The organism is Gluconobacter sp. DsW_056 (assembly GCF_002153595.1).
GTDB classification, from domain to species: domain Bacteria; phylum Pseudomonadota; class Alphaproteobacteria; order Acetobacterales; family Acetobacteraceae; genus Gluconobacter; species Gluconobacter albidus.
Map to the genome: position 1 here is coordinate 225,933 of NZ_JOPF01000004.1, position 24,655 is coordinate 250,587.

Genomic DNA, 24,655 nt, shown 5'->3' on the forward strand with positions numbered 1-24,655 from the left:
GTTTCAGAACCCTGCAGCGGCGAGCAGTTCGGTCTGCTCTTCCCGCGTCAGGGCGTCGATGATCTCGTCGAATTCGCCGCCCATGATCCGGTCGATCTTATAGAGCGTCAGGTTGATCCGGTGGTCCGTCACGCGGCCCTGTGGGAAGTTATACGTACGGATGCGCTCCGAACGGTCGCCGGTCCCGACCTGTGATTTCCGGTCCGCAGCCCGCGTAGCATGAAGCTGCGCGCGTTCGCGCTCATAGAGCCGGGCGCGCAGGATCTTCATGGCCTTGGCCTTGTTTTTGTGCTGGCTCTTCTCTTCCTGCATCGCCACCACAATGCCGCTGGGCATGTGGGTCACGCGGACCGCGCTCTCGGTCTTGTTAACGTGCTGGCCGCCCGCCCCAGAGGCGCGATAGACGTCAATCCGCAGATCGTCGTCATTGATCGTGACATCGACATCTTCGGCTTCCGGCAGCACGGCGACAGTCACGGTCGAGGTATGGATACGGCCCTGACTTTCCGTTGCCGGAACACGCTGAACGCGATGCACACCGGATTCGTACTTCAGACGGGCAAAAACCGAGCGGCCTGAAATGGTCGCCATACCTTCCTTGAGGCCTGCGACTTCATTTTCGGAATATTCCATGACCTCGAAACGCCAGCCATTCTGCTCGGAAAAGCGGCGATAGGCATCGAAGAGTTCGGCCGCGAACAGTCCGGCTTCGTCTCCGCCAGCGGCCGGCCGGATTTCGAGAATGGCGCTGCGCTCATCTGCCGCATCTTTCGGCAGAAGCGCCAGACGCAGAGAGTGCTGGAGATCGGGCAAAGTCGCCTCGATCTCTGCCAGCTCCATCTGCGCCAGCTCGCGCATTTCCGGATCGTCAAGCAGGGCCTGCGCCCCCGCTTTCTGTTCCTCAGCGCTTTTCCAGGCCTGAATGGACGCGACCACCGGCTCCAGTTCGGCATATTCCTGCGACAGACGGGTGAAATCCTCACCCATCAGATCGCCGGAAGACATCAGGGCCTGAACTTCCTCCGAACGCGCGACAATCCGCTCAAGCCTGTCATCAAACGCCATGTGCTCAGGCGCGTCCTGCGCTCAGAACACGCACCAGATCCGCAAACGGAACTTCCTGCTGCTCGCGGCTGGACAGATCCCGAAGCTGCACGACGTCTTTGGCAATTTCTTCATCGCCCAGAACGACGGCATGCGATACGCCGGATTTCACCACCCGCTCCATCCGCTTCTTCATGTTGCCACGGGTCTCGATTTCGGCCCGTAGCCCGGCCGAACGCAGCGCGCGCGCGAGCGACGCGGCTTTGAGAACAGCCTCGTCTCCCATCGGGACCAGTGCAATTCCGGCAGGAAGTTCAGGCACAGAGTCCAGCAGCATCGCCAGACGTTCGATCCCGCCAGCCCAGCCGATCGCGGGTATAGCCGGACCGCCCATCTGCTCCACAAGACCTTCATACCGCCCACCAGCCAGCACGGTGCCCTGAGCACCAAGCTTCGAGGTCACGAACTCAAAGGCCGTATGGCTGTAGTAATCAAGCCCACGGACGATGCGCGGGTTCTCAACGAAATCCACGCCGAAGGCCTGAAGGCTGGAGCGCAGCGTGTCCCAGAACTGGCGGGATTCATCGTTCAGATAGTCCGCGAATGCCGGGGCGTCGTCGAGCAGTTTGCGGTCCTGCTCGGACTTGCTGTCCAAAATCCGCAGCGGATTGGCTTCGAGCCGGACCCGGCTTTCTTCCGACAGCGCATCGGCATGATCTCGGAAATACGCCACCAGAGCCTCACGCCAGGCCTGACGGCTCGCTAGATCTCCGAGCGTGTTGAGTTCCAGCGTGACGTGATCGCCCAGACCCAGTTCGCGCAGGATGTCCTGGGCCATGGCGATCGTCTCGGCATCGCGCAGCGGACTTTCCGCACCGATCAGTTCGGCACCGATCTGGTGAAACTGGCGGTAACGCCCCTTCTGCGGGCGTTCGTAGCGGAACATCGGCCCGTGATAGAACACCTTCTGCGGCAGGGACTGCGTCAGGCCATTCGTGACGAGCGCGCGGCAGATCGCCGCCGTGCCCTCGGGACGCAGGGTGATGCTCTCACCACCGCGATCCTCGAACGTGTACATCTCCTTGGACACGACATCGGATGTCTCGCCGAGCGTACGCGAAAAGACGCGCGTGTCCTCGAAGATAGGCGTGCTCCATTCCTCGAAACCATAGGTCCGCAGAACCCGGCGCGCCGTCTCCACGACATGGTGGTGACGGCGCATGGTGTCGCCAATGAGATCGTGGGTTCCGCGGGGGGGCTGAAGTCCGGACATCAGTGCGCTGCCGGGTCCATCTGCTTGGCCGTTGAGGCCTCGACCTTGCCCGCCTCGATGTCTGCGACCTTCTTTTCCACGAGGTCCACGATATGCTCGATCATGTCGCCACCCGGCATCGTGTGATCCTGACGACCGGCCGCATAGACCATGTGACGGCCATTGCCGCCACCGGTCACGCCGAGATCGGTCATCAGTGCCTCACCCGGGCCATTCACCACGCAGCCGATGATGGACAGCGTCAGCGGCGTCTTGATGTGCTGAAGGCGATCTTCCAGCGTCTGGACTGTCTCGACGACATTGAAGCCCTGACGGGCACAGGACGGGCAGGAAATGATCTTCACACCGCGATGACGCAGGCCGAGGGACTTCAGGATATCCCAGCCGACCAGCACTTCCTCTTCCGGCGCGGCGGAAAGCGAGACGCGCATCGTGTCGCCCACGCCGGCCCAGAGCAGATTGCCCAGACCGATGGACGACTTCACGGTGCCCGCACGCTTGGAGCCTGCCTCGGTGATGCCGATATGCAGCGGGTGATCACAGCAATCCGCAAGCTGCTGATAGGCTGCAACTGCCATGAACACGTCGGAAGCCTTCACGCTGATCTTGAACTCGTGGAAATCGTGATCCTGCAGGATCTTCGCGTGTTCCAGAGCGCTCTCGACCAGAGCCTCGGGGTTGGGCTCACCGTATTTTTCAAGCAGGTGCTTTTCCAGCGAACCGGCGTTCACGCCGATCCGGATGGAACAGCCATAATCCTTGGCGGCGTTGACGACTTCACGCACGCGCTCGGCGCTGCCGATATTGCCCGGATTGATTCGCAGGCACGCAGCACCGGCCTTGGCTGCCTCGATGGCGCGCTTGTAGTGGAAGTGGATGTCCGCAACGATGGGGACGTTCACTTCGCGCACGATCTCCGCCAGAGCCTCGGTGCTGGCCTCGTCCGGACAGGACACGCGGACGATGTCCACGCCGGCCAGTTCGGACAGACGGATCTGGTCGATTGTGGCCTGTGCGTCAGACGTCAGGGTGTTGGTCATGGTCTGCACGGAAATCGGGGCATCACCACCGACCGCGACCTTGCCGACATGGATCTGGCGCGACTTGCGACGTTCGATGTGCTGATACGGACGGTAGCTGCTCATGATTTACCTCTTCGTGCCCGGTGGAAACCGGAAGCTCTAACGCAGGGGGCTGTATTCAGGGGCAGTGAGCCCCCCTGACGGATATAAGGGTTTAATGCGGTGGCGACGATTGTTCCAGCGGCTGATGTTCAAGCTGCCGGGCATTCAGGTCATCGGCCGAAACGTCGTGCTCCGGCGGCGGGGCTTTGTGCGGAACAGGTGCAGAGGCCGGTTTGGCAGCCACAGGGGGCGCCACCGCCGGTGTGGCCGTGGTGCCCCCTGTGGCCGGAGCTGGTGCCGGGGAACTGGGCTGAACCGGTAGGGCTACACCCGATCCGAAAGAGCCGGAGCGGATGGCGTCTGCTGTCACTTCCACATTGCGGCGGACCTGCCCTTCCCGGCCCAGAGGCGCACTGGTCGCCCCCGCCGTGGTCAGGACCACACCGCCCGCATTGCCGAACGACATGTGGAAAGGCGCGCCTGCCGGATCACCCTGCCAGCTTTCGCCCGGCTGCATCACGCGCGAGATCAGGACATGTCCGTCCTTGTCCCGGACCTGCGTCCAGACCTGGGACAGCGCCCGCACGACAACGGCCCCTTCGGGAACAGCCGGAGGCAGGTCCGTGGCGGGCTGTCCGGCTGTTGGGATCTTTTCAGGCGCCACGGTCTCAGGCGCAACTGTACCAGCCGGCGGCGGGACAGTCGTATCATCTTCGTCAGAAGAGGGAGCCAGTGGTGCAGCCTGTTCAGGAACAGGCGCAGGCTGACTTTGCGGAGCCGGAGCCGTCTGCGCCAGACCGGAAACTGCGGATGCCCCCACAGGGGCTGACGACGCGACAGCCGGAGCGTGAGGCTCCGGCGTTGGTGCACGTCCCGGCATGACGGAGGCGACCTGCGGAGAGGTCGTGGCAGGGGTTGCCGCGCCCGGCATCAGTTCTGCAACGGCCGGAACCTGTCGCTGGGCCGGGGTATCATGTGCCGTAAAGCGATACCAGCCGACATATGCCGCAACCACAACCACAAGTCCGGCGCCAACCAGAACACCAACTGGCAGGCCCCGGTCCCCTTCGGGTTGCGGGAAAACCAGTTCCGTTTTGCGCGTCACGGCCCCACGCGTATCGCGCCGGAAACGCTCGACCAGCGCATTCGCATCAAGCTGCATGGCATGCGCATAGGTCCGAAGAAAGCCTACCGCATACGCCACACCTGGCAGGCCCGACAGATCGTCCGCCTCAAGAGCCGCCAGAAGTTTCGGGCGGATTCGCAGCCATTCCGCCACGTCCTCAAGCTGCCAGCCCAGTTCCTCACGACGCTCGCGCAGCACCTTTCCGACACTGGGTTGGTCGGAAGGCGGCGACAACGGGCGGCTGGAGGACGGAGAGGACATGACCGGACAATCCGTTAGCTGGAAGCGTGAATACGGGTTTCACGCTGCTTTATGGCATCAACGGCCTGCTGCACCAGCGTTGCGAGAATGTCGGCGACCGGACGGATTTCCTTGACCATGCCAACCGACTGGCCGGCCATGACGGAACCCGTTTCCACGTCACCCTCGATAACGGCACGACGCAACGCACCAGCCCAGTAATGCTCGATCGAGAGTTGGGCTTCTTCCTTGGTCAGTTCGCCGCTCTGGAACTTCTGGAGCGCCTCACCCTGAAGGCGAGCATAACGGCGGCCACCTTCATTCGACAGGCCGCGCACCGGAATGACCGGGAACAGCTCGTCGAGTTGCACGGTCGTCACGGCATCGCGGGCATTGGCGCGGAGGAAAGCCTTTTTGAAGTTTTCATGCGCGATGCTCTCTTCGGATGCCGCAAACAGCGTTCCGAGCTGCGCACCAGCAGCTCCCTGCTCCAGATAGGACAGAACCGCATCACCCCGCCCCAGGCCACCGGCAACGAACACAGGCACATCGCGGATATGGGGCAGGATTTCCTGAGCCAGAACCGTCAGCGACACCGGCCCGACATGACCACCCGCTTCCGAACCTTCGATCACGAGAGCCTCGATCCCCATCCGCACCAGCCGCTTGCCCAGCGCCAGAGCTGGAGCAAAACCGATCGCCCGCGCTCCGCCATCACGGACCTTGCGGATCGTGGCGCTGTTCGGCACCCCGCCTGCCAGCACGATGTGGGAGACGTTGTGCGCCAGACAGACATCTACGAGACGGTCCAGCTCGGGGTGCATGGTGATAAGGTTCACGCCGAACGGGCGCTGCGTCATTGCCTGCGTGGCAACAATTTCCTCTTCCAGACGCTCGGGCGACATCGCGCCACAGGCAATGACACCAAACCCGCCAGCATTGGAAATGGCGGACACGAGATGCCGCTCACTAACCCAGGACATAGCGCCGCCGAGGATCGCGACCTCACTGCCCAGGAAGTCACAGCCTGGCTTCCACAGCCGGTCCAGCGTCGCGCGGGCGTCCAGGGTCTCGCTCCGGGTTTGGCTCAGGGTTTCGCTCACGCGTCAGCTTCCTCTTTGGCATCAAGGCCGTAAGCCGTGTGCAGTGCGCGCATGGCCAGTTCCGTATATTCGGAATCGATCAATACGGAGATCTTGATTTCGCTCGTGGAGATGACCTGCACGTTGATGCCCCGATCGGCAAGCGTGCGGAACATCCGCGCGGCCAGACCGGCATTGGAGCGCATGCCGATGCCCACGACACTGATCTTCACCACGTTATGGGACGTGATCAGCTCGCCATACTGGACGTATTCGCGAGCTTTCTCCAGCACAGAGCGGGCAGCAGCCTCGTCGGCCTTGCTGACCGTGAAGGTCATGTTCGTCAGATTGTCCACGCCGACGCTCTGGACGATCATGTCGACATTGATGTTCGCGGCCGCCAGCGGATCAAAAATCGCAGCAGCAATGCCCGGACGGTCCGGAATGTTCCGCACGGAGATTTTCGCTTCGTCATGCGAGTTGGCAATCCCCGCAACCAGTTCCTTCTCCATGATCTCGTCCTCATCAACAACAATCGAACCACTGTCGTCATCCGTCTCGGCGAATGATGACAGCACCCGCACCCGGACATTCTCGCGCATGGCGAGGCCGACACTGCGGGTCTGAAGTACCTTGGCGCCTACGGAAGCCAGTTCAAGCATCTCTTCATAGGTGATGCGATCCAGCTTCTTGGCGCGTTTCACGATGCGCGGATCGGTCGTGTAGATCCCGTCAACATCGGTATAGATATCACACTGATCGGCATGGATGGCAGCTGCGACGGCCACGGCGGATGTATCCGACCCACCGCGCCCTAGCGTTGCGATCCGTCCATCCGGCCCTACGCCCTGAAAGCCTGCGACAACCGGCACGACGCCGTCATCCAGACAGGCCAGCAGCGCCGCCCCGTCCACGCTCTCAATGGCAGCCTTGCCGTGGGCGTCATCCGTCACAAGCGGGATCTGCCAGCCCTGAAAGGACCGCGCCTTCACACCGAGCGCCTGAAGCGCGATGGAGACAAGTCCGCTTGTCACCTGTTCGCCTGCCGCAACCACGGCATCATATTCCTTCGGATCGGCCAGCGGATCGAGTTCCGCACAGTATCCGACCATCCGGTTTGTCACGCCAGCCATCGCCGACACAACGACCGCCACGCGGCGACCGCGATCATGTTCCGCCTTCACGCGTTTTGCAACGTTCCGGATACGCTCGATATTTCCGACGGATGTGCCGCCAAATTTCATGACAACCGTCTTCCGTTTCCCAATTTCGCCAGTCATGGCGGCATGAGGATCGGCACGACCGGAAAGCTGGTCGTGGACGGGAGTATCGGGCATGGACATCGCGGATAAGGCTCCAGTACGTGTCTGGCGTTGCGCGCTCGGGTCTGGCATCGGGTAACGCAAAACACCCGGCGCCTGAACAGACTCTGCCGGTCCACATACTCGTCTCGCTCCGCCACGTCCAGATGACGCACGGCAGACAGGCACACAGAAGGACAGTTCTGATGCCCACAGAAACATCCCGGGGACAGGATTTCAGACGTTCATCCGTTTCGGAATCCGAAATTGCCCATTTCAGCGCACTGGCAGAAGACTGGTGGAATCCGCGCGGCCCGATGGCCCCGCTTCATGCCATGAACCCCCTGCGGACCGAATGGGTCAGCCGGCATGTGGCTCCCCTGCGCAAGGCATCCGCCGGGCCTCTGAGCCTGCTTGATATCGGCTGTGGCGCGGGGCTGGCCAGCGAGGCTTATGCCAAACTCGGATTCAAGACACTTGGAATCGATGCCAGCGCCCCCGGCATCCATGCGGCACAGGCGCATCTGGCCGAACATCCCTTGCCGCCCGAAGCCGCCCCCCTGTCCTATCGCAATGGCAGTGCGGAAGACCTTGTTGCGGAAAGTGCGCGCTTTGACGTCGTCAATGCGCTTGAAGTCATCGAGCACGTCAACGATCCCCAGGACTTCCTGACCATGCTGGCGACCCTGACGAAGCCGGGCGGCATGGTTGCGGTGTCCACACTGAACCGCACGCCGCGCTCTTTTGCCGTCGCCAAGCTCGGCGCGGAATATCTGCTGCGAATGCTGCCCGTCGGCACGCATGACTGGAAGAAATTCATCAAGCCGGACGAACTGGCCGCCATGGCCCGACAGGCTGGCCTGCGCCTGCTTGATATCGCGGGTATGAGCTATGTGCCGTTCAAATGGCGCGAAAGCCGTGACACCGGCATCAACTACATCGCGATCTTCCGTAAGGACTGAACAAAAAAGGCGGTTGCAGCGGAGTACCCCGTCGCAACCGCCTTTGCTAGAAAACCGATCCGTCAGACCTGCGTGTTCATGAACGCGAAGGTTGTCGGGCTTCCCACCGGCGTGAAATTGTTCGTAAAGGCAATTTCACCCGTTTTCTTGTCCACCTTGAAGGACGTCACCGCATCAGAGCGCTGGTTGGCGCAGAACAGGAACGTTCCGGACGGATCGAACATCAGGGCCCGACCGTAATCCGCATGCATCCAGACTTCGTCCTGAAGCGTGAGCGTTCCATCGGTACCGATGGCGAACACGGCCAGGGAGTCGCCCAGCCGGTTGGAGACGTAAACGAACTTGCCGCTGGCCGAGATCAGGATTTCGGCCGCAAGCGTCGAGCCGCGGAAATGCGACGTGACCGTGCTGACCGTCTGGATATTGCTGATCGCGCCGGTGACCGGATCGAAATTGGAAACAACGACTTTCGAATCCTGTTCACACAGATTGTACAGGATCCGGCCGGAATGGTTGAACTGGAAGTGGCGCGGCGCCGACCCCGGTTCCATGTCGTAATACGGCGTCTTGGCCGGGATCAGCTTGCCAGTGTCGATGTTCAGCGTCCAGACATACACCCTGTCCAGGCCCGCATCATCGGCCAGCACGAATTTGCCACTCGGATCGGAATGGATCATGTGGGGATGCGAGCCCGAATGATCGGAGACGGCAAAATTACCCTGCGGATTATCCGCGGCGCGCTCCGGCTGGCGCGGCCCCGTGTTGTGCACGACATCCGATGCCTCCCCAAGAGACCCGTCCGAACGGATGGGCAGAACCGCGACGTTGCCGCCCACATAGTTGGCCACCAGCACATACCGGCCTGAATGATGGATGCTTACATAGGCCGGAACAGCCCCCATCGAGCTGACGACATTCAGCTTGCGCAGTGAACCCGTCTTGGGGTCGATCGCAAACGCCGTAACGGACCCGTCACCATCCTTGTTGAAATCGTCGATTTCGCTAAGCGCATAGAGGAAGCGCTGGTCTTTCGAGATCGTCAGAAAGGACGGACTGGCAATATCCGTGAACGTCGTGATCGGCGTCAGAACGCCCGTATCGCGGTCCATGTCGAAAACAGAGATGCCCTGCCCGTTTCCGGTTCCGCCCCCTGGAGGTCCGTGTTTCGTATATCCGCCGACAAAGCAGATCGTTTTCGAAACCGGCTTGGGTGGCGGAGGCGGTGTTGGAACGGTCTTTTCAGGATCGGCGGCACCAGCAACACCAGTACCGGCAGCCGCAACACCGGCAACCAGTCCGGCCGCAAAGCTGCGGCGGGAGACAGGGTGGGACATGATGGGTCTGCATTCCTTTCAGTATGGCGGGGATAACGCCCGGGCCATGATGCAGGTTTCCCGGCAACAGGCCTAGCGCGCGTCTTTCGGCAGCTTGCATTGTGGCCCGACGGGCGGACCAGTGTAGCGGCTCCATATCTGGGTTTCACCCAGAAGGGGCATTCCCAGAACGAATCCGCGCAGCTTCAGAACATTGGGTTGAGAAACCCATATCCGCGCCTGATAGACCCGTCCGGTTCTTGGATCAAGAATATGGCCCTGCCACTTGCGATCCTCGATTGGGACAAAGTCTGTCAGCATGCGGATACCGCATTGCGAGCGTCCCCAGACGTCCTTCGGCATTTCCCCGTCATAGGCCATGCCAATCAGCTGCCCGCAGAGCGCATGACCGCAGGGCTGGATCGAAAAAAGCCCGTCATGCCCTTCCGACAGCCACAAGCCCTGCTCGGGAATATTCTGCGGCAGAGCATCCGTCGGACCGGGGGACTGGGCCCGGACACCTGAAAGTGACAGCACAGCCATCAGGAAAGCCGCGAAAAGGCCCGCACCGCGCATTCAGACGGTGCCCAGCAGGGCATCAAGCCGCCCGGCGCGATCAAGCGCCATCAGGTCATCGCAACCTCCGAGAGACTCTCCGTCAACAAACGTCTGGGGCACCGTGCGACGCCCCGAACGACGGATGGACTCCTCACGTTCGACGGATCCGTGCGGGGCGTTGATTTCCTGAAACGTCACGCCCTTGGAGCGAAGAAGACTGACGGCATGCACACAGTAAGGGCATCCAGGCTGGGTAAAAATCTCGATTTTCGACATAGGATTCTCATTCCTGGACAAAGTGCGGGTTCTGTTCATCCACTCTACCGGTCCGGGCTGCAACCAAAATATCCACGCTCGCCGCACCGGCCTTCATCAAAGCCAGCGTACAGGCAGTTGCCGTGGAGCCTGTTGTCAGCACGTCATCCACCAGCAGAACAGCCTGTCCCCGTATCCGGGCGTCCCGCCCTTTTCTGATCCGGATTGCCTGCGCCATCTCCCGCTCGCGCTCTGCGGCGAACAGGCGGGCCAGCGCTTTTGTGGGACGGACGCGCTGAAGGGCATCCACAGCACAGGGCAGCCCCGCGAGCCGGCCTAGACCCTGCGCCATCAGACCGGCCTGATTGTAACGCCGTTTCCACAACCGGGTACGATACAGCGGAACGGGAACGACAAGCGTTGCTTTCCCGAGTAAATCTTCGGCCGCAGCAGCCATATGCTGTGCCAGAACCGCAGCATTTTCAGTATGGTCGGAATATTTCAGAGGCAGGATCAGGCGTCGGGACCAAGCGTCATAAACAAACGCGGCCCGGGCGGAACGCCAGACAGGAGGATGAGCCTGACAGGCGGCGCAGCAGTTCTGCGTGCCCCCCAAACCCTCGTTTTCCAGCGGGACGCCACAGCGATCACAGTGGGGGGAAACAATCCGGTGAGCAGTTTTGAAGCACGTGCCGCAAAAAGCCCCCTCGGTCATGACTTCCGTGCCACAGGCCGCACAGACGGGAGGAAGGAGAGTATTGAAAAGCGTGCGAACGCTACGGGCGACAAGGCCACCTGTCAGCATCATCGTGATTTCGGCAGCAGTCTGAGCGTAACGCGTGATGCATCAATCAAGACTTTGCCCTGATGCTGGAAATTGACCGTCACCCGCTCGCCCACCGCAGACTGCACCTGCCCCCAGCCCCAGTCCGGGTAATCAGGATGCAGGACAATCTGCCCCGGCTCAAGAAAGGACTGAAACGGCCCGCTTACTGACATGCTTGCCAGCCTCCTTGCCGCAGGGCCTGCCCTGACCGGATGTGGTCTTTTGTCCGCTGTCCTGCAAAGAGCATACCTTGCAGGACAACCGGATCAAATCGTGCCTGAGAGGAATCAGGGCGCTTCCGTGTACTGCTTGTACTTTTTGAGGAACGCCTTCACCGACGATCCAAGATCCTCGCGGTCGATCGAGAACGCGATCTGTGCCTCAAGGAAGCCGGCCTTGTCGCCACAGTCATAACGGGTGCCTTCGTAGCGCAGACCGTGGAACGGCACTTCACCGATCGTTTTGGCCATCGCATCCGTGAGCTGGACTTCGTTGCCTGCGCCACGCTCTAGCTTCGCCAGGTACTTCATGACGTCCGGCGTCAGCACGTAACGTCCGATAATGGACAGGTTCGATGGAGCATCTTCCGGAGCAGGCTTTTCAACCAGCCCCTTCACTTCCACCAGCTTTCCGTCGTCGCTGCCAACATCAAGGATGCCGTAACGGTTCGTGTGCTCGCGCGGCACTTCCGTCACGGCGACCACATTACCACCGGTCTTGTTGTAGGCTTCGACCAGCTGGCCAATGCAACTGCGTCCTTTGACGATATCGTCTGGCAGCAGGATCGCAAACGGATCATCGCCGATGAAGGAGCGGGCGCACCAGATTGCATGCCCCAGGCCTAGCGGCTCCTGCTGACGCACAGCTACGAGAGACCCGGCCTGCACGCTGCTCGGAGCAAGCGCTTCAAGCGCGCTCTTCTTGCCACGCTCCTTGAGCGTCGCCTCGAGCTCGTAAGCAATATCGAAATAATCGATCAGGCTGTCCTTGCCACGTCCGGTAACAAGACAGAATTCTTCGATGCCGGCTTCACGAGCTTCGTCGATCGCGTACTGGATCAGAGGCTTGTCGACGACAGGAAGCATTTCCTTCGGCATGGCCTTCGTCGCGGGCAGAAACCGCGTACCGAGTCCGGCAACGGGAAGGACAGCTTTTTTCAGTGGCTTGATCACGAAACCTCACACATCAGACGAGATGGACGCCCGACTGCCGAACGGAAGCCCAGACGTTCTTCAAGGATGAACGAGGAATACCCCTGTCTTAATAGTCTGGCAACAAGATGGCACAGACTATTGGAACCTTAATAAAATCTTTCTCCCCTTTGAGGGAGAAAATAATCAGTTCAGGGATCGCTATTTTTTTGGGATACACCGACATCTGAATGTCAGTGGTGCGGCCGAGAAGACTCGAACTTCCACGGGGTTGCCCCCACAAGCACCTCAAGCTTGCGCGTCTACCATTCCGCCACGGCCGCCCCGTGACAAACGATCCTGCTTGGTGCATGACCGTCCGGTGTGGGAGGGGCTATAGCCGATGACTGATACGAGGGCAATGACCCGAGACGAGATTTGTGAAGAAATTTTGTGGACGTCCTCTCCGGGACTGACACCCTACCCAGATGCGCTGGCGTTCATGGAGGAGCGCGCACGCGCGATTCATCAGGGAACATCCGACCCGCTGGTCTGGATTGTGGAACATCCACCCGTTTTTACGGCCGGAACGTCAGCCAAGGACGCCGATCTCTACAATCCCCACGGCTATCCGACCTATGATGCGGGACGCGGAGGGCAATGGACCTATCATGGACCGGGCCAGAGGCTTGGTTATGTGATGATGGATCTGACGAAGCCGAACGGTACCGTCCCTCCCCGCGATCTGCGGGCGTTCGTGGCGGGTCTGGAGGGCTGGATGATCGACGCCCTCGCCCGGCTTGGCGTAACGGCCTTTACCCGTGAGGGCCGGATCGGTGTCTGGACGATTGATCCGCTGAGCGGACTTGAAGCCAAGATCGGCGCTCTGGGTATCCGTGTCAGCCGCTGGGTGAGTTGGCATGGCGTTTCGATCAATGTCAGCCCTGACCTGAACGACTTCGACGGAATCGTACCGTGCGGCATCCGCGAATTCGGCGTCACCAGCCTTCAGCGATTCGACAGCAGTCTGACAATGAAGGATCTGGATGACGCGCTGACCGCCGCATGGCCAGAGCGCTTCGGTTCTATCCCGCAGGAGGCGTGAAAACGGAGGGGACGATCACCACCCCCTGCTTCACATCCGAAAGCAGAACGCCGAAATGATGCTGCCGGGCATCCACGCCCTGCAACCCGATCAGGCTGAGCTGACCGTTCACGTCCGAAAACTGGAGCGTCAGCAGGCCCTGCGAAGGATTATCGGCCTGTGCCACGGAAATCTGGAGCGATCCGTTCCCATGCCGCACATCCGTGACCTGGATGTCACCATCAAAGCGGATCGGGTGCTTCAACAGCAACCCAAGTGGATTATGCCGTAGCGACAGATGCGTGACAGCACCCGTTCCCTGATCGTCCAGAACGAGATGCCCTTCCCCGGCCACGAGTTCCATTGGGTGGGGTACGACGTAATCCAGCCTCAGATGGCCCGGAATATACGAAAAGCGGCCGCCGCTTTCGCCTGCGTCCGGTCCATGCTGAACAAAAGCGGCCTGCAATCCCTGGATGCCGTTCAGATAGGCTTCGATGCGATGCACATCATTCTGGTCGGCTTTGGGAAGACGATCATATCCGCTGGTTGCGCAGCCCGAAAGCAGCATCAGAACGAGAAGAGCGCGTTTCATGGGGTCTGTTCTCCATGCAGGACAAGTGACAGCGCATGCAGCCCGGAGCGGAACTCCTCCGCCAGCAGGTCATTGACCAGCCGGTGCCGCGCTACCCGGTTCAGTCCATCAAAACGCGCGCTCGTAATGGCGATATTGAAATGCGTTTCGCCTCCCCCCCCCAGAGCCTTGGCTCCGGCATGATGGGCATGGCGGGCGCTGTCATCATGGATTTCGAGATTTGTGGGTGCCAGTCCCTGCTGCAGGAGGATCGCAATCCGTTCGCGTCGGCTGGAGGGCTGTGCGGAAGGGTGTGAAGCTGTTTCAGACATGATGAAAATCGTCCGGCTTGAGGAATGGCCGCTTGCATCGGGCGGCGGTGATTGCCCATATCAGACACCATGCAGCGCAAATCCACCAGACACCGGGCCTTTGATCCCGATCCTGACGCGCCGGAACAGGTCTGTGACCATCCGGGCTGCAACGAACCTGCCGGCTATCGGGCGCCGCGCGGGCGTGATGCCCTGCGCTCGTATTTCTGGTTCTGTCTTGAGCATGTGCGTGAATACAACTCCCGCTGGGACTTCTATCGCGGCATGACCCCGGGCCAGATCGAAGCGCATCTGCGGGCCGATGTTTCATGGCAGCGGCCTTCGTGGAAGCTGGGCACCGGCACGGCCAACAAGGCGGAGTTCAACGAGGACGACGTCATTGATCCGCTCGACATCCTCGGTGCGACCCGTCACAGCCGTGCGGAACGTGCAAAAGACGCGGCAAGACAGCGCGCGTCCGCCCAGGCCGCCGGTATTCCCGAGCCTCTGCGACAGCCGCTCGCCACACTGGACCTGACATGGCCCGTTTCTTTCGATGACGTGAAAAGCCGTTACCGTGCTCTCGCCCGTCAGCATCATCCCGATGCCAATATCGGCGATGAGAAATCCGAAGAGCGGTTCAAAGCCATCGGTTCGGCCTACGCCGCGCTCAAAGTCCATTTCACGCGTCAGGACGATTTCGTTTCCTGAATTTTTAGACTGGAACAGAGGGCGCCGAGGCTCCATCTTCTCCAGAACGTCCTGTATTCAAAGATCCAACGAAAGCCTGACAGTCCCATGAGTGATTTCGCGACGATTGACACCCCGGAAGCCGTGACCACCGCTGAAAATGCCTCGGTCCCGACCAGCGTTCTCGGCGCGCCGGACCTCATGGTCTCCTCGGCGGAAATGTTTGGCATCCGCACGGACATGCAGGTTCCGGCGTATTCCGTCCGTACGGAACACGTCCCCGACATCGACCCGTCCTACAAGTTCGACGAAGACACGACTCGCGCAATTCTGGCCGGGTTCGCCTTTAACCGCCGCGTCATGGTTCAGGGCTTTCACGGTACGGGCAAATCGTCCCACATCGAGCAGATCGCAGCACGCCTGAACTGGCCCTGCGTCCGCATCAATCTGGACAGTCACGTCTCGCGGATCGACCTGATCGGCAAGGACGCCATCGTGCTCAAGGACGGCAAGCAGGTCACGGAATTCCGCGAGGGTCTGCTGCCCTGGTGTCTCCAGCATCCCTGCGCCCTGATCTTTGACGAGTATGACGCGGGTCGCCCGGACGTAATGTTCGTCATCCAGCGCGTGCTGGAAGCCGAAGGCCAGCTGACCCTTCTGGACCAGAACCGCGTCATCCGTCCGAACCCTGCCTTCCGTCTGTTCGCCACCGCCAACACAGTCGGACTGGGCGATACGACCGGTCTGTATCACGGCACCCAGCAAATCAATCAGGGCCAGATGGACCGCTGGAACATCGTCGCCACACTGAACTATCTGCCGCTGGAACAGGAAGTTGGCATCGTCACATCCAAACTGAAGATCCCGGCAGAGGATACGGACGCCACGACACTCGTGGAACGCATGGTTGCACTGGCAAACCTCACGCGCTCCGGCTTCATGGCCGGTGACATTTCCACGGTCATGTCCCCGCGGGCTGTCATCGCATGGGCGGAAAACAATCGTATTTTCAATGACGTGGCGTTTTCTTTCCGCCTGACCTTCCTCAACAAATGTGACGAAGCCGAGCGCGGAATTGTGGCGGAATACTATCAGCGCTGCTTCAACACCTCGCCGCTGGCCTGATCCCTTGTCCGCTCCCCAGACTTCCCTCACCGACGAAGAACGGCAGGAACGCTTCCGTCAGGCCACCATCGCTACCCTGCGCGCCATGGGTGGCGCCCCGGAACAGGGCGTGGATTTTCAGGGTGCCGTCAGCGGAAACCGCAAGGCAGCACCAGAAGCCGGAAACGTGGAGCTTCCCTATCTGTCGCGCCATATGCACGACTGGGAAATCCGCAAGATCCGGGGGGCTGCGGACGCCGCTGCACTGCGGATGCGGTATCATGCGGACAGAAACGCAAACGCACCAGTTGAACCTGTAGCCCGGCAGGCTTTCGATGCGCTGGAACAGGCGCGTTGTGAAGTTTACGGCTCCCGCCACATGGCGGGTGTCCGCGCCAATCTGGAGCAGAAACTCGCCCAGCATTGCGCCGAAATCGGCTGCAACCGCATGAAGACCCGCGAAGACATGCCAGCCCCCGTGGCGCTGGATCTTCTCGCGCGTGAAGCCATGAGTGGCCATTCGATGCCGGTTCAGGCCGGGCCCGCGCTCGATGAATGGCGCGCGACCCTGACGCCTGCGGCAAAGGCCGCTCTTGCCGACATGGCACGCACCCAGAGCGATCAGACAGCCTTCGCCCGCGCCACAACCCGCTTCCTCGGAGCGTGCCAACTCACGACCGTCCCTGATGAAGACGAGGAGCAGACCGCACCGTCCGATCTGCCCTCCGATGAGGAAGAGACAACCGAGGGCGATGCTCCGGAAACCGAAGGGCAGGATCAGCAGGCTCCCGCCGCGACGGAAGAAGAAGACGGCTACCAGCCCGAAAGTGGCGAAACCGGCCTTTCTGGAGAAAGCGAGGCTACGGACGCCGCTGAAATGTCGGAAGATGGCACGGAAGAAGCTGCTGGCCCTTCGGAGCAGCAGGCAGACACAGGTCCGTCCGAAGCGCCAAACACCTACAAGGCGTACACCACGGATTTCGACGAGGAAGTGAATGCGTCCGATCTGTGCGATCCGGATGAGCTGGACCGCCTGCGCCAGAAGCTCGATCAGCAGATGTCCCAGCTTCATGGACTTGTGTCGCGCCTCGCACACCGACTGCAACGCCGCCTCATGGCGCAGCAGCAGCGCCGCTGGGAGTTCGAGCAGGAAGAGGGCATTCTCGACGCCGGGCGCCTTTCGCGCGTCGTGACGAACCCGACCCTCCCGCTATCGTGCAAGCATGAATGCGAGACCGAGTTCCGCGATACGGTTGTCACCCTCCTGATCGACAATTCAGGCTCCATGCGTGGCCGCCCTATCGGAACGGCAGCCATCTGCGGCGATATTCTGGCCCGGACGCTCGAACGCTGTGGCGTGAAGGTCGAGGTTCTCGGCTTCACCACACGGCAGTGGAAAGGCGGACAGAGCCGTGAACGCTGGCTCAAGAGCGGTCGTACAGCCCAGCCGGGACGACTGAACGATCTGCGCCACATCATTTACAAGGACGCGGACACGCCTCTGCGGCGGGCCCGGCGTAATCTGGGCCTGATGCTGCGGGACGGGCTTCTGAAGGAAAACATCGACGGCGAAGCCCTGCTCTGGGCCTGGAAGCGCCTGCGCCGCCGTTCGGAGCACCGCCATATCCTGATGGTGATTTCAGATGGCGCGCCGGTTGATGACAGTACGTTCTCGGCCAATCCGCACAACTATCTGGAAGACCATCTCAGACAGGTGATTGCTCGGATCGAAGCGGACCGTGGCACGGAGCTTCTGGCCATCGGCATCGGACATGACGTGACGCGCTATTACCGCAACAGCGTCACCATCAGCTCCGCCGAGGACCTCGGCGGAACCATGATGGCACAGCTCAGCGCGCTGTTTGCGCCTTCAACCGGTCGTCGCGCAGCGCGATAACGGCGTCCAGCATCCGGTCGGTATGGGCGGTCGTGGTCCGGTGATTGACGATCGCCGCCCGCACCGCCAGCCGACCATTGATCCTTGTCGTGGACGGCGCAGCGATCCCGCTTTCATGCAGATCCTGCACCAGTTCCGAGACTTCAACATCTTCCAGACCGTCGAGTCCGAAACAGACGATATTCAGCGTCACAGGTGCCAGTAGAGCCAATCCTTCGGTCCGTTCTACGCGCTGCGACAGATCAGCCGCGACATCGCAGCATGTCTCGACCATGTCTCCCATACGCTCGGACCCGTAATGGCCCAGCGTCATCCAGACCTTGAGTGCCCGAAACCCACGCGACAGATCCGGGCCAAAATCGCAGAACCATGGGGCTCCTGCGGCAAGCCCGCGCTCTTCACGCACGAGATAATCGAGGGACTGCGCAAAAGCCGCAGCATGCTTATGGCTGTCGCGCACCAACACGCAGCCGGCGTCGTAAGGAACCTGCGCCCATTTATGAAAGTCGAACGCCAGACTATCCGCTTTTTCGATTCCGGAAAGCTGCTCTTTGAAACGGGGCGAGAGACAGGCCAGCGCTCCAAAGGCTGCATCCACATGGAACCAGATCCCCGCTGCATGAGCGACAGCCTCGATCGCAACGAGATCATCAATCGCCCCGCAATCAACCGTGCCCGCCGTACCCGCAACCATGAACGGCACAAAGCCCGCTTTCCGGTCCGCTGCGATCATGTCGGATAAGGCCCCGACGTCCATGCGATGATCGGCCAGAACCGGCACCCGACGAAGCGCCTCGCTCCCAAGCCCCGCCAGATCAAACGCCCGCGGCAGGCATCCGTGCGCGGTCGTTGCAGCATAGCCGACAAGCCCGCGACCGCCGATCCCGTTTTTGCGGATCGCAAGGTCCTGCGCGCGGCTCGCCGTAATGACGCTGATAAAATTGGCCATGGACGACCCCGTCACCAGACAACCCGATCCGTCCTGAGGCATTCCGACCATCTGCAGGGCCCAGCGGATCACTTCACGCTCGACTTCGATCGGCGCGTGGTCCCGCCCACCACAGTTGGCGTTCAGCCCCCCGGCCAGCATCTCGGCGAGCATGCCGACCGGCGTGCCAGCACCATGTACCCACCCCATGAACCCGGGATGTGTATTGCCCGCACCATAAGGCACGACAAGTTCCTGATAGCGGGCATACAGAGCGTCGAGGGTATGTCCTTTTTCCGGTAGACCTTCCTTCAGGCCCTGCCGGGCAGCAGACGGCATCGGTCGCCAGACAGGGCCCTCGCCCATATGCTCCATGCGGTCAAAAACTTCATCCAGCATCCGATGCCCGATCTCACGGATACCGCGCCAGTCCGTGGGGTCCAGTCCGGCCATGAAAAATATCCCTTCACCTGAAATCCGTCAGGTGTCTGCGATACAGGGCCTCACACAGGATGTCACGTCAGAGAGACAGGTTCAGAACAGCGCCGAATACAGGGAAGAACTGCTGTCCGAACTGTCACTCGTGAAAAGGGAAAGGATGCTGGTTGTGGAGCCGTTTCCTCCGTAAAGGGTCAGCATACTTGCGGGGGTCGTGGTCTTTGTTGGGTGGATCTGCAACAGCGCCAGATACTGCTGGGCGAACTGCTGGATTCCCTTGGTCGTACTGAGCTTGGACAGATCGAGTTTGGAGCCGAGCAGACGAACCTGCTGATCGTAATCCAGCGCACCGAACTGGGTCGTATCAAAGCCGGACACGACTTCCGCCACTTTCAGGAGTTTCGGATCAGCCATCACGTTTTCAAGCGTCATGTCCGTCTTGGCAGTCCGGGTAAAATAGAGCGCATCCCCCAGACCCGGCGTTTCCGTCTGCAGACTGTCTTCATAACTGTTGGTCAGGTAGCTCTGGGTGATACTCTGGATGGTATCGGCAGACGCCAGCGGAGAGGTCGACCAGTCGGAAAATGCTTTTGCAAACGCTTTCCAGGACGAGTTGCCGCTGGTCTGGGCCAGGGATTTCGCCGATGTCGGGTCCTGCGTCATCAGCTTCGTCAGAACGGCTGTCTCGCCAATGGCCGAGGACATTCCATAGGCGCCCAGAACGACCTTGAGGGCCTTGTAATTTTTCAGAAGCTGCTGCGGGGTCTTGATCGAAGACGCATCACTCTGGAACGCTGCAACCGCCTGCTGGGTCGAGACGCTTGTTTTTTCCCACTTGTTCGCTGAAGACTCTTCATTCTTGATAATGGAGACATACTGCGGAATGGCGGGCATGGCGGAAATGGAGGACGACACGCGCATTTCTCCGAAAGAGGAGGAGGTGCCATCATTTTACCGCTTCATTCCCTAATACGGTCTTAACGCTTCTTTCTCCTCTCCACAGTCCGGAACCCTCTCATGTCCCTGCGCCTTACCCTGCTCGCCGCGACGGCCGCACTCCTGACACCTGTCATGGCCAGTGCGTCCACACCCGGCGGCCTTCCCGCTTCGTGCGTGACCTATGAACTGGGAGGCACCCAGACCACTGCACATGGCCTGACGGCGAAGACCCTTCATGCGACACTGACCGGAACGGACATCACGCTCGACATCCATGGCGTGACCCTCTCCGACCCTTCCGGCCACGTCGAGACTGCAACTCTGGAGCGGTTCAATGCCGTTGCGGCCTACGCCGCGCTCAGCGCCTTTCGCGGCGGCATCAGTCCCGCCTGCAAGGACCAGAGCCTGACGATCAACAGCAGCGACATCCGCGGCGGCACTCCGCAGGCCACCTGGACGAATGTGACCCTCGCCCGCCCCGGTCACGACATGACGATCCGTAAGGCGTCGATCCAGGCGGTCCAGACAACGCCGGACCTGCGTCTGAAGGTTGAGGGCAGCGGCATCCACGACACCAAGCAGCCGCTCATGCCTACGCAGCTTTCGGCAGACCTAACGGTTCAGGGCCTCGACACCGCCCGCCAGCAGATCACGATCAACGCCCTGCATGCCGTCACGGGCAGCAGCGCCATCGACGGCAAGGGCACCATCGAGCCCGGCGCAACGGCATCCACCTCGGCTGCGGACCTGCATATCGGCGTGACCAACGTTGATACCCTGATCGGCCAGATCCGTGACACGGCCCCCAAGAAAGTCGTGGCCGCGCTCACGATTGCCCGCCTGATGGGCCGTCAGAGCGGTGATGCGACCCTGTGGGATGTCGGACTGAGCGGCGGCGTCGTGACCGTCAACCGCATCCCGCTGCCGTTCTCAGTCCCCTGATGTCTGGACCTCAAGCTTGCGGATCATTTTGCATAGGACAGTCGTGACCTTCTTGGCGTAGCCAATACGCGTCGCATTCGTCATTTCACGGATGACCGCAAGCTTGTGATCGGGGCGGATCTTTACGCCCGATTCCTTCTTGCGCGTTACCCAGTCGATCAGCGCGGCGGGGTTGCCGAACCGGTTGCGGCGGAACTGGATCACCATGCCCTTCGGCCCGGTTTCCAGACGCTCTACTCCGGCCTCGCGACACAGGCGCTTGATCAGGACCACATCGAGCAGATTTCCCACTTCCGGCGGAAGCGATCCGAAACGGTCCACCAGTTCCGCGCGCATCGCCTCGACCTCGGCCTCGTTCGTCAGCGACGCAATCCGGCGATACAGCCCCAGACGCACCGGCAGGTCCGGCACATAGGTTTCGGGGATCAGCACCGGCAGGCCCAGAATGATGGTCGGGGTCCAGCTGTCCTCTTCCTCCAGACGCTTGCCGCGCTCGCGACGCATGTCGATTACGGCGTCTTCCAGCATCTGCTGGTAGAGTTCGATCCCGACTTCCTTGATATGCCCGGACTGCTCATCCCCCAGCAGGTTGCCCGCGCCGCGCAGATCCAGATCGTGAGAGGCCAGCGTGAAGCCCGCCCCAAGCGAGTCCAGCGTCTGCATGACCTCAAGCCGTTTTTCAGACGAAGCAGACAGCGGACGGGTCTGCGGCCAGGTAAGGTAGGCGTAACCACGCTGCTTGCCACGGCCCACGCGTCCGCGAAGCTGGTAGAGCTGCCCCAGACCGAACATGTCCGCACGGTGGATGATGATCGTATTCACACTGGGCATATCCAGCCCGCTTTCCACGATGTTGGTGGAAAGCAGGATGTCGTATTTCCCGTCCGCGAACTCCGTCATGACGCGCTCGAGTTCGGTCGGCGTCAGACGACCATGCGCCTGCACGGTCTTGGCATCCGGCACGATTTCCGCCAGACGCTCGGCCATCCGGTCCATATCCGCCAGACGCGGCACGACACAGAAGACCTGACCGCCGCGGAAGCGTTCGCGCTGGATCGCCTCGCGGATCATGACGCTGTCAAACGGCGTGATGAATGTGCGGACCGCCAGACGGTCCGTCGGCGGCGTCGCGATCAGACTCATTTCCCGCACGCCGGACAGCGAAAGCTGAAGCGTTCTTGGCAGCGGCGTGGCGGAGAGCGTCAGGACATGCACGTCTTCGCGGAGTGCCTTCAGACGCTCTTTATGAGAGACGCCGAAATGCTGTTCTTCGTCGATGATCAGCAGGCCCAGACGCTCGAACGCCACGGTCTTGGCCAACAGCGCATGGGTGCCGACAACGATATCCACCGTGCCGTTCGCCATGCCCTCGCGCACCTTCGTGGCTTCCTTGGGCGTTACAAGACGCGAAAGCTGCACCACATTGACAGGAAAGCCCTCGAAACGTGCCGTAAAGCTCCGGAAATGCTGGCGGGCAAGCAGCGTCGTCGGCACCACGACCGCCACCTGCATTCCCGAAAGGGCGGCCACGAACGCCGCCCGCAGGGCGACTTCCGTCTTGCCGAAACCCACATCGCCGCAGACCAGCCGATCCATCGGCCGCCCGGCGCTCATGTCTTCCAGAACGTCGGCAATCGCGCGGGACTGGTCTTCCGTTTCCACGAAGGGAAAGCGCGCGCAGAACTCGTCCCACAGCCCTTCGGCGGGTGCGAGCATTGGCGCATCCTTCATGGCCCGGGCTGCTGCGGTCTTGATAAGCTCGCCCGCCATGACGCGGATGCGGGATTTCATCTTGGCCTTGCGGGCCTGCCAGGCGGTTCCGCTCAGCTTGTCGAGCTGAACCCCGGCCTGCTCGGAACCAAAACGGCTGAGAAGTTCGATATTTTCGACGGGCAGAAGCAGGCGCTGCTCCCCATCATACAGGATCGACAGATAATCATGCGCGACCCGGCCTTCGACGACCGTTTCAAGCCCGACATACCGCCCGATCCCGTAATCGGAATGAACGACCAGATCGCCTTCCGCAATCTCGCCGACCTGCGAGATGAACTGCTCTCCACGCTTGCGGCGACGTGGCGGACGCGAAATCCGCTCACCCAGAAGATCCTGCTCGGAGACGAAGCACAGACGGTCCGAGACGAACCCGCGCTCCAGCCCCAGCGTTAGCAGGCCGGTCGTGCCTTTTGGCATTCCCGCCGCATCCGGCCAGTCGTCATAGGACGTGACCGTAACGCCGTGCTCCGCCAGCAGATGCGAAATCCGCTCCCGTGAGCCCCGGCTCCAGGCCGTAACATAGGTCCGCCGCCCGGCTTCGGCCCAGGTTTTCACCTGCTGCCCGAAAGCCTCGAACATCCCTGCCCGGCTTCCATCCTTCGCCCGTGCAAACAGAGGGCCGGGCCGATAGCCTGCATCCACGCCCTGTGCCGTATCCGGCATGGCGAACGCATTGAGGATGACGGACGGCACATCCGCCAGCATCGACTCCCAGCCGTGTGTATCCAGATAGAGCCGGTGCGGCGGCAGTGGACGGTACGGGATTTCCCCTTCGCGCGTCGGAACGCGCCGGGCCTGATAATGATCGGCGATCATATCCAGCCGGGCCTTGAGGATCTCCGGCGCGTGTTGATCGAAGCTGACCGCCCCGCTCGGCAGATAATCCAGCAGCGTTTCCATCTGGTGCCCGTCACCGTCATGGAACAGCGGCAGGTAATGCTCCAGCCCCGGATACCGCCGACCGTCCGAGACGTTCTCGTAAATCGTATCGGATGTCGCCGCCGGGCCGAACGAATCGCGCCAGCCGGTGCGGAAGCGACTGATGCTGTCGGGGCCCAGCGAGAATTCGGACACCGGGCGAAGTTCGAAGCGTTTCAGCGTTTCGGTTGAGCGCTGCGTTCCGACGTCGAACGCACGGATGTTCTCGACTTCATCCCCGAACAGATCCAGCCGGATCGGATCGCTTTCCCCGGCCGGGAACAGATCGAAAATGCCACCCCGTGTCGCGAACTCACCCGCTTCCATGACCGTATCGGTCCGGGTGTAGCCATTGGCCACCAGCAGTTCGATGAGCATCGCCTGATCGAGGCTCTCGCCCGTTTTCACGCTGATGGACTGCCCTCGGAACGCCGAGCGTGGAGGCACGCGCTGGATCAGGCTGTGCACAGTCGTCAGGACAATGCGACGTGCCTTGGTGGGCTCTAGCAGACGACACAGTGTCCCGGCCCGTTCGGCAATCAGAACCGGATTGGGCGAAACGCGGTCATAGGGCAGACAGTCCCAGGCCGGGAGGCGCAGGACTTCCACTTCCGGCACCAGCCAGGCCAGCATGTCGGCCAGCGCGGCCACGGCAGCGTCATCGCGCGCAACATGCAGCAGTGGTCCGTCATGCTCGGCAAGGCGCTGACGGAGAAGAAAGGCCACACTGCCATCAGGCACGCCCCAGACGGTCGGCCCGAAAGACCTGTCGAAGGACGTTGTGGACATTTCACGGGTCATGGTTTCGTTTTGTTCCATCCTG

General features: G+C 61.2%; 23 protein-coding genes and 1 tRNA gene. 6 read left to right on the forward strand and 18 right to left on the reverse strand.

Features of this window, described 5'->3' with window-relative positions:
- Positions 1-3: 3 nt before the first annotated feature.
- From prfA to HK22_RS04165, 6 genes are all read right to left on the reverse strand, one after another.
- Positions 4-1,065: a peptide chain release factor 1 gene (prfA, locus tag HK22_RS04140; protein ID WP_086648432.1), complete on the reverse strand. Its 1,062-nt coding sequence runs from the start codon at positions 1,063-1,065 to the stop codon at positions 4-6.
- 4 nt (positions 1,066-1,069) lie between these two features.
- Entirely contained in the window at positions 1,070-2,317 is a 1,248-nt protein-coding gene (hisS, locus tag HK22_RS04145; protein WP_086648433.1) for a histidine--tRNA ligase, read from the reverse strand.
- Entirely contained in the window at positions 2,317-3,462 is a 1,146-nt protein-coding gene (gene ispG, locus HK22_RS04150) for a flavodoxin-dependent (E)-4-hydroxy-3-methylbut-2-enyl-diphosphate synthase (protein WP_062031453.1), read from the reverse strand. The genes hisS and ispG overlap by 1 nt, the downstream gene beginning before the upstream one ends.
- A gap of 91 nt (positions 3,463-3,553) precedes the next feature.
- Entirely contained in the window at positions 3,554-4,828 is a 1,275-nt protein-coding gene (locus tag HK22_RS04155) for a helix-turn-helix domain-containing protein (protein WP_086648434.1), read from the reverse strand.
- Positions 4,829-4,842: 14 nt separating this feature from the next.
- Complete coding sequence (locus HK22_RS04160; RefSeq protein WP_231878129.1) at positions 4,843-5,910, reverse strand: nitronate monooxygenase family protein; 1,068 nt, start codon at positions 5,908-5,910, stop codon at positions 4,843-4,845.
- Complete coding sequence (locus tag HK22_RS04165) at positions 5,907-7,232, reverse strand: aspartate kinase (RefSeq protein ID WP_086648435.1); 1,326 nt, start codon at positions 7,230-7,232, stop codon at positions 5,907-5,909. The genes HK22_RS04160 and HK22_RS04165 overlap by 4 nt, the downstream gene beginning before the upstream one ends.
- A 164-nt stretch (positions 7,233-7,396) precedes the next feature.
- Between HK22_RS04165 and ubiG the strand changes: the two genes are divergently transcribed.
- Positions 7,397-8,152, forward strand: coding sequence for a bifunctional 2-polyprenyl-6-hydroxyphenol methylase/3-demethylubiquinol 3-O-methyltransferase UbiG (gene ubiG, locus HK22_RS04170; RefSeq protein ID WP_086648436.1), 756 nt, complete (start codon positions 7,397-7,399; stop codon positions 8,150-8,152).
- A 62-nt stretch (positions 8,153-8,214) separates the two neighbouring features.
- Here ubiG and HK22_RS04175 read toward each other — a convergent pair whose 3' ends face one another.
- The 7 genes from HK22_RS04175 to HK22_RS04205 form a co-directional block, all read right to left on the reverse strand.
- Positions 8,215-9,486 (reverse strand): lactonase family protein, encoded by a 1,272-nt coding sequence (locus HK22_RS04175; protein WP_062031462.1) that lies wholly within the window; start codon positions 9,484-9,486, stop codon positions 8,215-8,217.
- Positions 9,487-9,558: 72 nt separating this feature from the next.
- Positions 9,559-10,041: a DUF2147 domain-containing protein gene (locus tag HK22_RS04180; RefSeq protein WP_086648437.1), complete on the reverse strand. Its 483-nt coding sequence runs from the start codon at positions 10,039-10,041 to the stop codon at positions 9,559-9,561.
- Positions 10,042-10,299, reverse strand: coding sequence for a glutaredoxin 3 (grxC, locus tag HK22_RS04185; protein WP_062031468.1), 258 nt, complete (start codon positions 10,297-10,299; stop codon positions 10,042-10,044).
- A 7-nt stretch (positions 10,300-10,306) separates the two neighbouring features.
- The gene (locus HK22_RS04190) at positions 10,307-11,086 is read right to left on the reverse strand and encodes a ComF family protein (protein WP_233142383.1); all 780 of its coding nucleotides are present in this window, start codon (positions 11,084-11,086) and stop codon (positions 10,307-10,309) included.
- A complete protein-coding gene (locus tag HK22_RS04195) occupies positions 11,083-11,277 on the reverse strand; it encodes a DUF3553 domain-containing protein (RefSeq protein WP_062109538.1) in 195 nt (64 codons plus the stop codon). The genes HK22_RS04190 and HK22_RS04195 overlap by 4 nt, the downstream gene beginning before the upstream one ends.
- 114 nt (positions 11,278-11,391) lie before the next feature.
- Positions 11,392-12,276 carry a UTP--glucose-1-phosphate uridylyltransferase GalU gene (galU, locus tag HK22_RS04200; RefSeq protein ID WP_062031475.1) on the reverse strand — a complete coding sequence of 295 codons (885 nt, stop codon included), beginning with the start codon at positions 12,274-12,276 and terminating at the stop codon, positions 11,392-11,394.
- A gap of 216 nt (positions 12,277-12,492) precedes the next feature.
- Positions 12,493-12,578, reverse strand: a tRNA-Leu gene (locus HK22_RS04205).
- Positions 12,579-12,637: 59 nt separating this feature from the next.
- Here HK22_RS04205 and lipB point away from each other — a divergent pair.
- On the forward strand, positions 12,638-13,339 hold the full coding sequence (lipB, locus tag HK22_RS04210) for a lipoyl(octanoyl) transferase LipB (RefSeq protein ID WP_062031478.1): 702 nt from the start codon (positions 12,638-12,640) through the stop codon (positions 13,337-13,339).
- Here lipB and HK22_RS04215 read toward each other — a convergent pair.
- Complete coding sequence (locus HK22_RS04215) at positions 13,320-13,913, reverse strand: outer membrane lipoprotein carrier protein LolA (RefSeq protein ID WP_062031483.1); 594 nt, start codon at positions 13,911-13,913, stop codon at positions 13,320-13,322. The genes lipB and HK22_RS04215 overlap by 20 nt on opposite strands.
- On the reverse strand, positions 13,910-14,224 hold the full coding sequence (locus HK22_RS04220) for a BolA family transcriptional regulator (protein ID WP_062109542.1): 315 nt from the start codon (positions 14,222-14,224) through the stop codon (positions 13,910-13,912). Before HK22_RS04220 ends, HK22_RS04215 begins: the two co-directional genes overlap by 4 nt.
- Before the next feature lie 69 nt (positions 14,225-14,293).
- Between HK22_RS04220 and HK22_RS04225 the strand changes: the two genes are divergently transcribed.
- From HK22_RS04225 to HK22_RS04235, 3 genes are all read left to right on the forward strand, one after another.
- Positions 14,294-14,914, forward strand: coding sequence for a DnaJ domain-containing protein (locus tag HK22_RS04225; RefSeq protein WP_062031489.1), 621 nt, complete (start codon positions 14,294-14,296; stop codon positions 14,912-14,914).
- An 87-nt stretch (positions 14,915-15,001) separates the two neighbouring features.
- Positions 15,002-16,018, forward strand: a complete 1,017-nt coding sequence (cobS, locus tag HK22_RS04230) for a cobaltochelatase subunit CobS (protein WP_086648438.1) — start codon at positions 15,002-15,004, stop codon at positions 16,016-16,018.
- A gap of 4 nt (positions 16,019-16,022) precedes the next feature.
- The gene (locus tag HK22_RS04235; RefSeq protein WP_086648439.1) at positions 16,023-17,894 is read left to right on the forward strand and encodes a cobaltochelatase CobT-related protein; all 1,872 of its coding nucleotides are present in this window, start codon (positions 16,023-16,025) and stop codon (positions 17,892-17,894) included.
- On the opposite strand, the gene HK22_RS04240 is transcribed toward HK22_RS04235, so the two are convergent.
- Entirely contained in the window at positions 17,848-19,275 is a 1,428-nt protein-coding gene (locus HK22_RS04240; RefSeq protein ID WP_086648440.1) for a pyridoxal-dependent decarboxylase, read from the reverse strand. The two genes, HK22_RS04235 and HK22_RS04240, sit on opposite strands and share 47 nt — an antisense overlap.
- 81 nt (positions 19,276-19,356) lie before the next feature.
- A complete protein-coding gene (locus HK22_RS04245) occupies positions 19,357-20,175 on the reverse strand; it encodes a DUF1217 domain-containing protein (RefSeq protein ID WP_062031581.1) in 819 nt (272 codons plus the stop codon).
- A gap of 102 nt (positions 20,176-20,277) precedes the next feature.
- Here HK22_RS04245 and HK22_RS04250 point away from each other — a divergent pair, with 102 nt between their 5' ends.
- Positions 20,278-21,141 carry a DUF2125 domain-containing protein gene (locus HK22_RS04250; protein WP_086648441.1) on the forward strand — a complete coding sequence of 288 codons (864 nt, stop codon included), beginning with the start codon at positions 20,278-20,280 and terminating at the stop codon, positions 21,139-21,141.
- Here the strand turns inward: HK22_RS04250 and mfd are convergent.
- Positions 21,130-24,651: a transcription-repair coupling factor gene (gene mfd / locus HK22_RS04255; RefSeq protein ID WP_086648442.1), complete on the reverse strand. Its 3,522-nt coding sequence runs from the start codon at positions 24,649-24,651 to the stop codon at positions 21,130-21,132. The two genes, HK22_RS04250 and mfd, sit on opposite strands and share 12 nt — an antisense overlap.
- Positions 24,652-24,655 lie beyond the last annotated feature (4 nt).